The organism is Sphingomonas naasensis (genome assembly GCF_004792695.1).
GTDB classification, from domain to species: domain Bacteria; phylum Pseudomonadota; class Alphaproteobacteria; order Sphingomonadales; family Sphingomonadaceae; genus Sphingomonas; species Sphingomonas naasensis.
On record NZ_SRXU01000004.1, the window covers coordinates 401,261 to 413,919 of the forward strand.

Annotated in this window: 15 protein-coding genes; 7 read left to right on the forward strand and 8 right to left on the reverse strand. The window is 70.4% G+C overall.

Annotation, left to right across the window (positions count from 1 at the left end):
* The first annotated feature begins 163 nt into the window (after positions 1-163).
* Positions 164-1,135, forward strand: a complete 972-nt coding sequence (locus E5A74_RS11845) for a DUF3011 domain-containing protein (RefSeq protein WP_135985114.1) — start codon at positions 164-166, stop codon at positions 1,133-1,135.
* Positions 1,136-1,325: 190 nt separating this feature from the next.
* Here E5A74_RS11845 and E5A74_RS11850 read toward each other — a convergent pair whose 3' ends face one another.
* From E5A74_RS11850 to E5A74_RS11860, 3 genes are all read right to left on the reverse strand, one after another.
* The gene (locus tag E5A74_RS11850; protein WP_240699776.1) at positions 1,326-3,137 is read right to left on the reverse strand and encodes a tetratricopeptide repeat protein; all 1,812 of its coding nucleotides are present in this window, start codon (positions 3,135-3,137) and stop codon (positions 1,326-1,328) included.
* Positions 3,138-3,314: 177 nt separating this feature from the next.
* Entirely contained in the window at positions 3,315-3,503 is a 189-nt protein-coding gene (locus E5A74_RS11855) for a hypothetical protein (RefSeq protein ID WP_135985116.1), read from the reverse strand.
* A 67-nt stretch (positions 3,504-3,570) separates the two neighbouring features.
* Positions 3,571-3,780 (reverse strand): cold-shock protein, encoded by a 210-nt coding sequence (locus E5A74_RS11860; RefSeq protein ID WP_135985118.1) that lies wholly within the window; start codon positions 3,778-3,780, stop codon positions 3,571-3,573.
* Between the two features lie 445 nt (positions 3,781-4,225).
* Here E5A74_RS11860 and E5A74_RS11865 point away from each other — a divergent pair, with 445 nt between their 5' ends.
* Together E5A74_RS11865 and E5A74_RS11870 are read left to right on the forward strand one after the other, a co-directional pair.
* Positions 4,226-4,834: a hypothetical protein gene (locus E5A74_RS11865; protein ID WP_135985120.1), complete on the forward strand. Its 609-nt coding sequence runs from the start codon at positions 4,226-4,228 to the stop codon at positions 4,832-4,834.
* 23 nt (positions 4,835-4,857) lie between these two features.
* Positions 4,858-5,364 carry a hypothetical protein gene (locus E5A74_RS11870; protein ID WP_135985122.1) on the forward strand — a complete coding sequence of 169 codons (507 nt, stop codon included), beginning with the start codon at positions 4,858-4,860 and terminating at the stop codon, positions 5,362-5,364.
* Here the strand turns inward: E5A74_RS11870 and E5A74_RS11875 are convergent.
* Complete coding sequence (locus tag E5A74_RS11875) at positions 5,276-6,838, reverse strand: Na+/H+ antiporter NhaC family protein (RefSeq protein ID WP_206365841.1); 1,563 nt, start codon at positions 6,836-6,838, stop codon at positions 5,276-5,278. The genes E5A74_RS11870 and E5A74_RS11875 overlap by 89 nt on opposite strands.
* Positions 6,839-6,996: 158 nt before the next feature.
* Between E5A74_RS11875 and E5A74_RS11880 the strand changes: the two genes are divergently transcribed.
* Both E5A74_RS11880 and E5A74_RS11885 read left to right on the forward strand, forming a co-directional pair.
* The gene (locus tag E5A74_RS11880) at positions 6,997-8,049 is read left to right on the forward strand and encodes a hypothetical protein (RefSeq protein ID WP_135985126.1); all 1,053 of its coding nucleotides are present in this window, start codon (positions 6,997-6,999) and stop codon (positions 8,047-8,049) included.
* Positions 8,050-8,107: 58 nt separating this feature from the next.
* Entirely contained in the window at positions 8,108-8,638 is a 531-nt protein-coding gene (locus E5A74_RS11885; RefSeq protein ID WP_135985128.1) for a superoxide dismutase family protein, read from the forward strand.
* A 75-nt stretch (positions 8,639-8,713) separates the two neighbouring features.
* Here the strand turns inward: E5A74_RS11885 and E5A74_RS11890 are convergent, their stop codons facing one another.
* The 4 genes from E5A74_RS11890 to E5A74_RS11905 all read right to left on the reverse strand — a co-directional run bounded on the left by E5A74_RS11890 (position 8,714) and on the right by E5A74_RS11905 (position 11,361).
* Positions 8,714-9,274, reverse strand: coding sequence for a DUF308 domain-containing protein (locus E5A74_RS11890; protein WP_135985130.1), 561 nt, complete (start codon positions 9,272-9,274; stop codon positions 8,714-8,716).
* 98 nt (positions 9,275-9,372) lie between these two features.
* A complete protein-coding gene (locus E5A74_RS11895; RefSeq protein WP_135985132.1) occupies positions 9,373-9,771 on the reverse strand; it encodes a hypothetical protein in 399 nt (132 codons plus the stop codon).
* Positions 9,772-9,787: 16 nt separating this feature from the next.
* The gene (locus tag E5A74_RS11900; protein ID WP_135985134.1) at positions 9,788-10,297 is read right to left on the reverse strand and encodes a CPBP family glutamic-type intramembrane protease; all 510 of its coding nucleotides are present in this window, start codon (positions 10,295-10,297) and stop codon (positions 9,788-9,790) included.
* Between the two features lie 14 nt (positions 10,298-10,311).
* The gene (locus E5A74_RS11905; protein WP_135985136.1) at positions 10,312-11,361 is read right to left on the reverse strand and encodes a hypothetical protein; all 1,050 of its coding nucleotides are present in this window, start codon (positions 11,359-11,361) and stop codon (positions 10,312-10,314) included.
* Between the two features lie 111 nt (positions 11,362-11,472).
* Here E5A74_RS11905 and E5A74_RS11910 point away from each other — a divergent pair, with 111 nt between their 5' ends.
* Entirely contained in the window at positions 11,473-11,829 is a 357-nt protein-coding gene (locus tag E5A74_RS11910) for a hypothetical protein (protein WP_135985139.1), read from the forward strand.
* Positions 11,826-12,659, forward strand: an 834-nt coding sequence (locus tag E5A74_RS11915; protein WP_135985141.1) for a winged helix-turn-helix domain-containing protein, incomplete at its 3' end; no start/stop codon positions are given. The genes E5A74_RS11910 and E5A74_RS11915, both read left to right, overlap by 4 nt.

The window sequence follows — 12,659 nt, forward strand, 5'->3', positions numbered from 1 at the left end:
CTGTTGCGCGACCGCCACGGATCGGCCCGTGCGCGGCGAAGCGGCCCGCCGGGCGGGCGGCAGCGTCGGCACCGCATCGGGATTTGTGCCGATAGTGCCGGTCGGGGCGCGCGCCTAATTTGCGAGGCTGGCGACGCATGCGCCGCCTTTCAGGAGATCGGGCATGAAGGGCAAGGTCACGACGATCGCGGCAATGGCGATGCTCGCGGCGCAATCGGTGCAACCCGCCGAAGCCCAGACCCGGCCGAGGCCGGAACGGCCGGGCACCGAAAGGCCCGTGCCGCTGCCGCAGCCGGTCCCCGATCGGCCGGGCGCGAACCGGCCGGTGCCACTGCCCCAGCCGGTTCCGGATTGGCAGCGGCCGACGCCGTTGCCGCAGCCGGTGCCGGGCCGACCGCCCGGCCGGCCGCCGCGCGATGATGGCTTCGCCGGACGCGTGACCTGCGAATCGCGCAACAGCCGCACCCAGCGCTGCAACGCGCGGACCCAGAACCGCGTCGAGCTGCTCACCCGCGCCGCCAATTGCACGCGCGGCAACTGGGGCTATGACGCCCGCCATATCTGGGTCACGCGCAATTGCCGCGGCACCTTCGGCTATGGCTATGGCCGCAACAATTGGGACCGCCCGGGCAATGGCGGCGGACTGAGCACCGGCGCGATCATCGGCGGCGCCACCGTCGCAGCCGGGCTCGCGGCGATCCTCGGCAACCGCAACAATTCGCGGCCGCCCTCGGCGGTGGGCAATTATCCCCCGCCACCTCCGCCGCCGCCGCCGCGCGAGCCGGACATGCGGCCGCAACCGATGCCCGAGCCGATGCCGGAGCCCGAGGCGCCGCCACCGCCGGCGGGCCCCTTCCCGCCGGGTCCCCCGGCCAAGGTGGTCGCTGATCTGTCGGTGCTGCCGGCCGACGCGCGACCATCGATGAACATGTGCCTGCAGGAAGCGGCGCGGCAAGTGGGGATCACCGGGGGCACGCAGCTGCGTTTCGACCGGCTGACCTGGATCGAGCCGGGCAATGGCGGGTGGCGCTTCCGGGCGCAGCTGATCGCCACCTATCCCGATGCCGAGCGCATGTTGCCCTTGTTCTGCCGCGCGACGCCGACGCGGGTGGTGGAGCTCGATTTCCGGGCCTGAAGTGCGGTGACATTCAAATCCTCCCCCGCCAGGGGGAGGTGGCACGCGCAAGCGTGACGGAGGGGGCGGACTCACGGCGCGCCGTTGGAGAGTGCATCGCCTGCCTCCCCCTCCGCCGCCTTCGGCGCCACCTCCCCCTGGCGGGGGAGGATTTGAACGGCCCTCGACGCGAGGAGGTTCAAGGGGCGCCCTACAATCGGTCCATCCGCAGCCATTTGCGGTCGCCCGCCCAGGCGCGGGTGAGCGCGGCGTCGGTCGCTTTGGCCTCGGCGCGGTGGCCGAGCGCGCGCTCGCTCGCGGCGAGGCCGTAGAGCGCCCAGCCATTGCCCGGCGACTGGACCAGCGCCGCGCGGAAGGCAGTGCGCGCCTCGTCGTAGCGCCGGGCCTGGAACAGCGCCGCGCCGAGCGACTGCTGCACCGGATAATACCAGTAAGGCGGCTCGTTATAGGGGATGCGATCCTCGATCGCGATCGCCGCGCGATACTGTTTCGCGGCTTCGGCGAGCCGGCCATTGGCCTGGGCCCAGCGGGCCCGCGCCACCGATTCGGCGATCTGCACCAGATCGCGCGCCGGGCCGCCCTGATCGACCATCGGCTGCAGCGCATCGCCTTCGCGCAGGGCGCGCAGCTTCGCCATCTCGAGGTCGAAGCCCGCCCGGTTGCGCAGCCGCGCCTGCGCCGTCGCGCGGGCATAATGCCGCATCGCGACGGCATAGGGCAGCCGCGCGTCGGGCGCGCGCATCGCGAGGATCTGCGCCGGCGTGGCGAACTGCGCCGCGGCGAAATAGGGCGCGGCGCGGATCGCCTGGATCCACGCGATCCGCGCGGCGATCGCCGGATCGATCAGCGCCTCGAGCCGCTTCGCCTCGCGGATCGCGCTGCCCATGTCGCCCGCCATCTGCGCGGCGGCGACGATGAAATGGACATTGTGCGGATAATAGCCGTAGCGGACGAGGCCCTGATCGCCGCTCGCCGCGATCCATTGCTCGTCGGCGCGCGCCGCGGCGATGTTGAGCCGCATCGCGTCCTGCCAGCGGCCGACGCGCAGATAGATGTGCGCCGGCATGTGGACGAGGTGCCCGGCTTCGGGCGCGAGCGGCGCCAGCCGGTCCGCGGCGGCCTCGGCCAGCTTCGGGTCGGGGCCGTTCTCCATCAGATGGATGTAGAGATGCGCGGCTTGCGGATGCTCGGCGTTGCGGGCGAGCACCGTCTCGACCAGCCGCACCGCCTCGGCGATGCGCGGCTGCGGCGTCTGGCGGTCGGCGCTCCAATAGTCCCACGGGCGCGTGTCCATCGCGGCCTCGGCGGCGAGCAGGGCGAGATCGTCCTGCGCGGGATGCGCCCTCGCGGCGGCGAGCATCGCATCGGCATAGGCGGCGTCGAGCGCGGGCCGGGCGGCGCCCGGCGCGTCCGAATAGCGTTCGAGCATCGCCGCGGTCAGCGCCCGCTCGACCGGGGTGGCGCCGCCGGCGAGCAGATCGGCCCGGCGCGCGATCAGCAGCACCGCGGCGTTGGCGGAGGCGTCCATCGGCGCGTTGATGTTGGGGCCCTGCGCCATCGCTTCGCCCCACAGGCAGAGCGCGCAGGCGGGATCGAGCCGCTGCGCCTCGCGGAACGAGGCGATCGCCGCGGCGTGATTGAAGCCATAGGCGAAGGACAGGCCCTGATCGAAATAGCGTTGGGCACGCGGGCTGGCGGTGGTGATCGGGAAATGGACCTTGCCCAGCCGATCGTAGAGCGGGATCGGGGTGTTCGGCCAGACCTGCCCGACCGCAGACGCCGCGATCAGCCGCGTGCGCATCGAATCGGGTCCGCTGGCGCCGCAGAGCCGCGCGAGCTGCCGGGTCGGATCGAGCAGGCGGAGCAGCTCGGGCGAATAGTCCGGGTCGGGCGCCGGGCTGAAGCTGGTCAGCGCGCCGGCGGCGAAAACGAGAGTCAGCACACGCTCGATCATCTGCACCACCACTTGCCCCGAGGGTGATCCTGCGATCCTGAATAGCATGTTCGACGCCGCGCGGCGCCTGTTTCCTTATGTCGGGGATCACGTAGGGGCTCGACCCAGGGCCGCGGCGTCAGCGGCGCTCGCATGGGGAACCGGAATGGTGCGGGGAAGCGATCGATGCGGGATGGCCGTGCGCCGCGTCACCGCTTCGCGCGCGGAGCGCGGCGGCGCGTACGATTACTCGTCGAGTTTGATTGCCTCGCGCGCGGCGCGGCCGCGCTCGGTGCGTTCCTGCCGCTCGGCCATTTGCAGCCAGGCGGTCGCGGCGCGCAGGTTGCGGTCGCGGACATTGTCGAGCGTGGCTGCGTCGGCTTCGGCCCTGGCCTTGTCGGCATAGCCGCGCCAGGTGGTGGCGAGATCGGACATGACGGGACCTCCGGAATCGGGGAGAGAGAAGCGCGGCGCCCCCGATCGGGGCGCCGCGCCGTTCCGGTCAGATCGCCTGGAGGTTGACCGCGGCCATCTTGCCCTTGCGGTCCGGCTCGAGATCATAGGTCACGCGCTGGTTCTGATCGAGCGTGCGCAGTCCGGCGCGCTCGACGGCGGTGATGTGGACGAACGCGTCCGGGCCGCCATTGTCGCTGGCGATGAAGCCATAGCCCTTGTCGGCGTTAAAGAACTTGACGGTGCCCTGCTGGGACATGGGGTATTTCCTTCTGTGATCGGCGGGCCCCGTGCGGGCACACCTCGTGCTGCGGAGGCGAGGAGAAGGAAATAAGGAGCCGCAAAGCGCCAAAAGACCGTCTGATTGCGACTGTAGCGCAGTCCATATGGGCGCTGGCGCGCGCGATTGCGAGTCCCGCCGCACACCAGCCGGTCGTGCGGCGGGCGGTTTCGGTCGACGAGGCTTTGCGCGGGCGCGTCGCTCCGGCTCTTCGGGCGGGGGTTGCGGAAAGGGCGTGCAATGCGGACGTGGCTGGTGCTGGCGGGGGTGGCGGTGCTCGCGGCATGGGCGATGCGGCCCTCGCTGCTGCCGCCGGCGGCACGCGAATGCGCCGGGCCGATGCAGCGATAGCCATCCTTTTTGGTTCTTTTAATGTAGGATCTTGCCGTATATCTGGTTTGCTTCTCTTGCAGAGGAGCGAATGATGACCCGGCCGAACGGTCATTATCTTCCCGACCGCCGGCCGCGCGCCGACGGCTGGACCCCGGAGCGGCAGCGCAAGTTCCTTGCGACGCTGCGAACCAGCGGCGTGGTTCGCGACGCATGCCGGGCGGCGGGAATCTCGAGCACGTCGGCCTATCGGGTCCGCCGGCAGTCCGAGGCCTTCGCGGACGCGTGGAAGAAGGCGCAGGCGCGCGGTCTAGCCAATGTCGAGGAAGCGGCGTTCAAGCGCGCGGTGCTCGGCTGGGACGAAGTGGTGATGCGCGAAGGCAAGGAAGTCTCGCGCAAGAACCGCTATTCCGATTCGCTGCTCCAGCTGCTGCTCAAGCGCGGGGACCTCAAGGGCGCGCGGCAGGGAATGAGCCAGTCCGAGCTCGAGCTGATCGCCGAGGACGCGGCCAAGGCGGCGAAGGGCAGTTTCGTCCATGCGCGCGGCGCCGATTCGGCGCGGCTCCGGCTCGAGCAGAAGCTCGCCGAGATGGCGGCGCGGCTGATCGCGGGCACGACGGCGTGCCCGGCATGCGGCGGCAGCGGACGGATCGCTGCCGACGCCGACCCAGGCGATGTTGCGGGCGATGCGGGCGCCGCCTAGGCTCGCCGCCTGGGGAGGCGCGGATGGGACAGCTCGAAATGGCGTGGCGCGGGGCGGTGGCGGCGATGCTGCTCGTCGCGGCGGGGCCGGCGCACGGCTTTTGCGGCGGCGTGACCCGGCTGATGATGCCGATCGAATTCGCGCCCGGGAGCGCCGCGCTCGCCCCCGGGCTGGCGGCGCGCGTGCAGGGTTTCGCGCAGGCCCATGGCCCGGCGGCCGCCGATATCGACAGCATCGCGGTGACGGTGATGGGCGATCTGGGGGAAGGCGCCGAATATGACGGCGCTTCGACCGAGGCGCGCGCGGCGGACAAGGCGCTTGCCGAGGCGCGGCTGGCGGCGATCCGCGCGCAGCTGGATCCGGGCAAGCCGATCACCGACGCGAAGCTGCGCGAGACGCGGCAGATCTTCACTGCGGAGGACGTCGCCAGGAATCCGATGCTCAACGATCGGGTGCGGGCGGGGCTGTTCCTGTCGATGATGGTGCCGCGGGGGCCGGTGAAAAAGGGGGAGCCGGTGCCGCTGTGCTGAGCGCGGTCGCGGGAGCGGTGCGCAGGATGCGGAAGCCGGTATAGCCGAGCGCGAGCGTGACCAGCGGGCTGGCGAGGTTGAAGAAGCACCAGGGCAGATAGAGCATCGTCGGCACGCCGAGCACCACCGCCATATAGGCGCCGCACGAGTTCCACGGGATCAGCGGTGAGGTCACGCTGCCCGCGTCGCACACCGCGCGCGACAAATTGGTGCTGGCGAGGCCGCGCGCCTCGAACTCCTCGCGGAACATGCGCGCGGGTAGCACCACGGCGACATATTGATCGCCCGAGACGAGGTTGAGGCCGAGCGCGCTGCCCACCACGGTGGCGATCAGGCTGCCGGTCGAGCGCGCGCGGAGCAGCACCGGCGCGATCAGCTTCGCCAGCAGGCCGAACTCGTCGAGCAGGGTGCCGAACACCAGCGCGCCGAGGATCAGCCAGATGGTGAGCAGCATCGAATCCATGCCCCCGCGCGACAACAGGCCGTCGACCATCGGGATTCCCGAATTGGCCTCGAAGCCATTGGCCAGCGCGAGCCAGCCGGCTTTGACGAAGACGAGCGGGCCGGCCACGTGCGATTCGGCGACGAAGCGCAGCATCGCCTCGGGCTGGGTGAAGGGCGCGAGTGCGGCGGCGAGCAGCGCGGACAGCATGATCGCGATCGAGGCGGGCGTCTTGCGCAGCGACAGGATCACCAGCAGCAGCAGCGGCAGCAGATTGAACGGCGTGATCCAGAACAGCCGGTCGAGCGCGCTCAGCTCGGAGGTGATCACGTTCTTGTCGAGCCCTTCGGTGCCGTCGGTGAGCCCGAGCATCGCGAACATCAGGATCGCGAAGATCAGCGCCGGGATCGAGCTCCACGCCTGCTGGCGCAGATGGCTATAGATGTCGGTTCCGGTGAGCTGGGCCGAAAGGATCGCGGTTTCCGAGAGCGGCGACAATTTCTCGCCGACATAGCAGCCCGAAATCACCGCGCCCGCGGTGATAACCGGCGAGACGCCGACAAGCGTCGCGAGGCCGACCAGCCCGACGCCCATCGTTCCGGCGGTGGTCCAGCTGCTGCCGATCCCCATCGAGATGATCCCGCAGACGAGCAGCGCGGCGAAGTAGAACCAGTTGGGATGGATCACGTGCATGCCGTAATAGACCAGCGTCGGGATCGTCCCCGCCATGTTCCACGCGCCGATCAGCGCGCCGACCGCGAACAGGATGAAGATCGCGCCGACCACCGAGGCGACGCCGCGGGCGCCGGCCTCGGCGATCGCTTCCCACGAATGGCCGTTCTTCATGAGGATGAAGGCGGTCACCATCGCGGCGAGCAGCAGGCCGAGCTGGATCGGGCCGTTGATCGCGTCGAGCCCGAACAGCGCGACCGAGCTCATGATCATCGCCGCGAGCAGAATCAGCGGCGCGATCGCGTCGAACCATGAAGGCGGCCGGATCGGCGGCGGCGACTGCCGGACTGGCTCGGACATTCTGCCCTTTCCGGGCGCCATGCGCGTGGGCGCCCCGATCGCCTCATGCGACGCGCGTGACGCAAGCGCAGTCGGCAATTCCCCCGGATTCGCCAAGGGAGGACCGGTAGCCGCTCCGCGATTCCGTGCTAGCAGGAGGCGGAAGGGAAGGAGAGCGGATGGGGATCGCGAGTTTTGCGCTGGCGCTCGCCGCGGCGCTGCAGACGACGCCGGGGGTTCCGCAGGCGGCGCCCGGCCCCCGGCCCGCGATGCCCGCGCCGGTGCCGCCGGCGTGCCGCCGGGTCGGCGAGGCGGCGTTCCTGCGGATCGACGCGCAGGCGGCGGCGCGGCTGGCGGAGATCGGGCTCGACCGCGCGGCGATCTTCGAGCGCATGGCCGAGACGTCGATCCCCGAGACGATGGGCTGCTGGGCGATGCCGGTCGGCAATTTCGACAGCCAGCTGATCTCGGTGGGGATGAGCCAGTGGAACTACGGCACGGGCAGCCTCCAGCCGGTGCTCAAGGCGTGGAAGAAGGCGCTCGGCGGCAAGTTCGGACGGACCCGCAAGGCGCTGGCGCCGGTCTATGGCAAACTGCTCTTCTCGCGCGATTGCCTGAAGGTGCCGGTGCGCGACAAATGCCGCGCCGGGATTCTGACGGCGCACGGGGCCGACGGCAGGCTCAACCCGACGATGCTCGCCGAGCTGACCGCGATCTTCGAGAGCGATGCGATGCTGCAGGTGCAGACCGACGCCTATGTCGCGCTGCTGATGGCGGTGCGCGCCGACCTGTTGCGCGTGTTCGCGGGGCAGCCGATCACGATGCGCAAGGTGCGCTGGGCGATCGACACCAAGGTGCAGCAGGGCTTCTTTCCCATCGACGAGGACCTTGCGCGGCTGCGGACGAAGCTCGCGGCGATGCCCGAGGCCGAGCGCTGGGACCGGCTGCGCGCGATCTTCGCCTGGTATGAGGCGCTGTCGCGGACGATCGACCAGGATGGCGTCGCCCGCGACTGGGCGTGGAACGTCGCGCAGTGGCGCTGCATGATCGACCGGGGGCGGATCGACGCCGAGCAATATGAGATGCTCCATCTGACCTTCCTGCGCAGCCGCACCGCGGTGGGGAACAGCGGCCGGTGGCAGGCGCTCACCTTCTCGCGTCGGGGCAAGATCATCCTCGGCATCGGCAGCGTGAGCGGGAAGCGCGACGGAGATTGCCTCGGCGGCGGTTGAGGTCTTGGAACCGGGCGCCGGCGGGTCCATTAGGGGGCATCGGTCAAGGGAGTAGGCGATGAAGAGCGTTGCGATGGTGGCGGTGGCGGCCGCGGCGGTGCTGGGCGGGTGCGCGACGCCCGAGCAGAATGCCCGGTACATGGCGGGGCATTTCCGCGCCCAGGCGGACATCACCAATCCCGCGGGGGAGAAGATCGGCACCGCGATCGCCGAGGAAGTCGACGGCGCGATCCGGGTGATGATCGAGGCGGGCAACCTTCCTGCCGGCGAGCACGGCACCCATATCCACACGGTCGGCAAGTGCGAGGGACCCGATTATGCCAGCGCCGGCGGGCACTGGAACCCGACCACCCACCAGCATGGCCGCGAGAATCCGGCGGGTCCGCATGCCGGCGACATGCCCAACCTCAACATCGGCGCGAGCGGCCGCGACCGGACGATCTTCACCCTGCCCGGGGGCACCTTTGAGGGGCTGCTCGACCAGGACGGCGCGGCGATCGTAATCCACGCCAATGCCGACGACTACAAGACCGACCCCTCGGGCAATTCGGGCGGCCGGATCGCCTGCGGCGTGTTCCAGGCGATGTGAGGCCGGGCGCGGGGGCGCGATCCGGGGACGGAGCGCGCAGCCCCGCGCGAACCGGCGCCGAGGCGCCGTCCGCGCTCAGGCCGCCTGATCGGCGGCCCGTGCTTCCTTCTGTTCTTCCTTGTCGCGGTCCCGAAAGGCGAACGCGCCGAGAAAGGCCGCGTCGGCGATCAGTTCGAGCCCCAGCACCACGCCGATGAAGCCCGCCGAGACCGCCGCCCAGTTGAACAGCACCAGCAACCCCATCCCCACCGAGATCGCGCCCGCGCCGAGGAAAATCAGGAAATAGCGCGACCGGCGCAGGTCGAGCACCGTCAGCAGCTTGGCGGCGCCGCCGCCGACCAGCACCAGCGCGAAGAGGAAGGACAGGCCGATCGGTCCCACCGTGCGCGGGTCGCCGAACTTCATGCTGAGCCCGGCATAGGCGAGAAACACGCCGACCAGACCGGGCAGGATCATCGTCAACGGCCGTCGCCGTTTGCGCAGCACCACGCCCAGAAGATAGATCGCGCCGGCGCCCAGCAGCAGCCAGGGAATGATTCCCGCCACGAGGCCGGTGACGCTCACCGGATTGAACAGCACGTAAAGCCCGAGCGCGGCCAACACGCCCGCCAGCACCGCCTGCACCTGCCACTTCATGGGCTTCGCCTCCCACTACGAGCGACCATGGTGCTGGGGTCATGGCGCTCCCGCAATCGGGACAAACCCTCCGCTGCCCCAACCGGAAGCATGGACGACTAGCGGCGGCTTCCATAGCCGGAGAGCAGGACGAGCAGCACGGCGAGGACGCCCGTGCGGAACAGCCATTCGCTCAGCCCGCCATTCTCCGGATCGAGAAGATGGTGCCAGAAACGCGGTTCGATGAAGCCGGCGATCGCGGCGAAAGCGGACACTGCGCTCACGATCAGGAGCCACGCTGCTCCCTTCGCGATGGTGATCGAAACGGCGAGCACCACCACGCAGGTCACCCATTGCAGGAGTGCCAATATCAGAACCAGCAGGAGCGCTTCGCCCCTGCTGAAATGGATATAGCTGCCGGGATGGCCGAATATGTCGGCGAGGATCACAGCCAGATAGGGCAGCACCGCCAGCGACGCCGCGGCGAGCGTTGCTCTCGACGGCGGCGGGATCGTCATGGGCCGGGCCGTTCGATCACGCGGCTTGCCACGGCGAGGGGCCGCTCAGCAGCGCCTTCCAGCCGATGACGACCAGCCAGTGAAGCCCGACGGACGGCCATAGCGAGCCGGTCCGCCAGTAGACCCGGGCGCAGGCAATGCCGAGCGCGGCGGCCGCGGCCAGAAACCACGGATCCAGCACCGTCCGGCCCCAATCGGGGCCGAAAACGAAGATTTGGAGCGCATGCCATGCGACGAAGAGTAGCGCCGACAGCGCCACCGCCGTGCGCGGAAGCGGTGCGTTGGGGCGCGGGCGGGGAAGGAGCGCGGCCCGGAAGAGCAGTTCCTCGCCCAATGCCGGGACGACGATCGCCACCACCGCCAGCTTGAGGATCGTCACATCGAACAGCGGCCGCCAGTGCATCAGCCCCCCGACCGCGCCGAGCAGCAGCAACAGCGGCACGAGCCAGAGCGTCTCGCCGAGAAAGGGTCGGAAATGCGCCCGCGAAGGCGGCGTGCGCAGGGATGTCGCCAGACGATCGAACATGGCGTCGTGCCGCGTCAGGGCGTGTGGATCGTGAGCGCCTTCGAACCGCGCGTGCTCGACGAGATCGGGCGAGATTTGCGGACCATCTCGAACGCCTTGCCGGGCTCGGGCAGGCGATCGAACGACGGATAGACATAGCTGGTGGCGAGATCGTTGAAGGTCACGGCATAGCCCGGCTCGCCCTTGTCGAGCACGAATTCGGGATAGACGCTGATCGTCCGGCCGGCATCGCCGAGCGCGATGACATAGCCCTTGCCGTCGCCGAGCGTGCGATAGGTGGCGGTTTCAGCGCCGGGCTTACCCTCGCGGCAAAGGCCCTGCGGGCCCTCGACGGGAGTCTTCTTGATGTCGGGATCGTCCGCCGCGTTGGCCAGCAGCGCGCCGAGCAGCGCCGCGCCCATGTCGGGCTTCTTGACCTTTGCCTTGGCGGAAAAACCCGCCGGGGTGGTGCAAGGCTGGATCGGGGCGGCGATCGCGTCGGGCGCCGCGCCGGCGACCGGCGCCGGCCAGCCGAGCGCGGCGAGCGCCTCGAGCAGCTTCGCGTCGAGCGCAGCGGGATCGAGGCTGGTCGAGCTCAGCCGCGCCGCGACCAGCCATTCGCCGAGCGGCACCATCGCCGCGCCGGTGGCAGTGAAGGTCCGCTTTTCGGGCACATAGACCCGGCGCAGCGCGCTCGCGGTGGTCGTGCCGGGGGGCGCGAAGGCGATCGGATCGCTCACCGGCGCGGCATGGCCGAAAATGTCGCGGTCGAGGATCTGCGTCTCGGCGCGGTCGAACCAGACCGGAACCGAGGCCAATGCCGGACGGAACAAATAGATGGTCAGCTGGGTGCTTTCGGGGTTTCCGAACTGGATCGACACGTCGAACTCGCCCGCCGTGCTGTCGGTGATCCCGGTACGCGGCAATCCGGCGAGCGCCTGTGGGACGATCACGCCCGTGCCGACATGCTTCCATTTCTTTGCCGCGGGCACCTGAATGGTGGTCGATTGCGCCTGCGCCGCCAGAGGCGCGACCGACAGCGCGCCCGCCAACAGCGCCGCGGCGATCCTGATCCGTATCGACATGCACCTTCTCCCCCGCCGCGAGCATGTCGCGCAGGCGTTGCCGGCGCAAGGCCCGCGATGCGACCCCTCGACGGCATTGCGCGCGGATCGCGGGCGGGGCAGGCTGGGCGCATGACACGCCTGGCGATCCTGGCCGCCCTTGGCCTGCCCCTTATCGGCGCCTGCGCGGCGACGACGCACGTCCAGCCCGCCGCGGCCGATGCGGCGCGGGCGTGGAACGACAAGCGCGCCGAGCCGTGCAGCCGGCTGATCGACCTTTGCGAGGACATCCATTTCGTCGCGCCGCCGCCCGAGGCGGTCAGCGATCTTCGGTGCAGCGGCGACGCGGAGACCGCGACCTGCACCTTCCGCATCCAGCACCAGCGCTGCCGCGCGCGGTTCGAACGCGTGGCAAATGGCAGCTGGGCGCCGATTTTCCGGCGGCGGGGCGGGATCGTCGCCAGGTGCCGCGACCTTCCCCCGTCATGACCGACGCCAGCTATCGTTTCGAGCGCTTCATTCTCGACGCCGACGATCGCCAGCTGCGGCGCGACGGCGCGCCGGTCGATCTCAACAGCCGCTATCTCGACGCCCTGCTGCTGCTCGTCGGGGCCGAGGGCAGGCTGGTCTCGAAGGACCGGTTCCTCGACGAAGTGTGGCGCGGGGTGCCGGTGACCGACGAGGCGCTCACCCAGTGCATCAAGACGCTGCGCCGCCAACTCGGCGACGATGCCACCCGGCCGCGCTTCATCGAGACGGTGCCCAAGCACGGCTATCGCTTCGTCGCGACGGTCGAGGCGGGACCGGATACGCCGACCGCACCGATGGCGCCGGCGGCGGCTGTGCCGGGCCGATCGCGGCGCGTGCTGCTGCTCGGCGGTGCCGGCACGGCGGGGGCGGGCGTTGCGGGCATGCTCGGCGGCCTGTTCTACGGTTTCGCGGCGGCGGCGCAGCCGGTCGCGCAGGGCATGGGTGCGGTGTCGGTGCTGCTGGTGCTGCTGATCGTGACCATTGCGATCGGGCTGGCGGGCGGCGCGGGAGTGGCGTTCGGGATCGCCGCCGCCGAGCGCGCGACGGCGCGGCGCTGGCTGTGGAGCATCCTCGGCGGCGCGGCCGGCGGGCTGGTGGTCGGCGCGATCGTCAAGCTGATCGGGCTCGATGCCTTCGAATTGCTGCTCGGCCAGTCGCCGGGCGATTTCACCGGGGCGCCCGAGGGCGCGCTGCTCGGCGGCGCAGTCGGGCTCGGCTATTGGCTGGCCGGGCGCGAGACCGGGCCGGGCACGCTCGGACGCGGCGCCGCGCTCGCGGCGCTGGCGGGC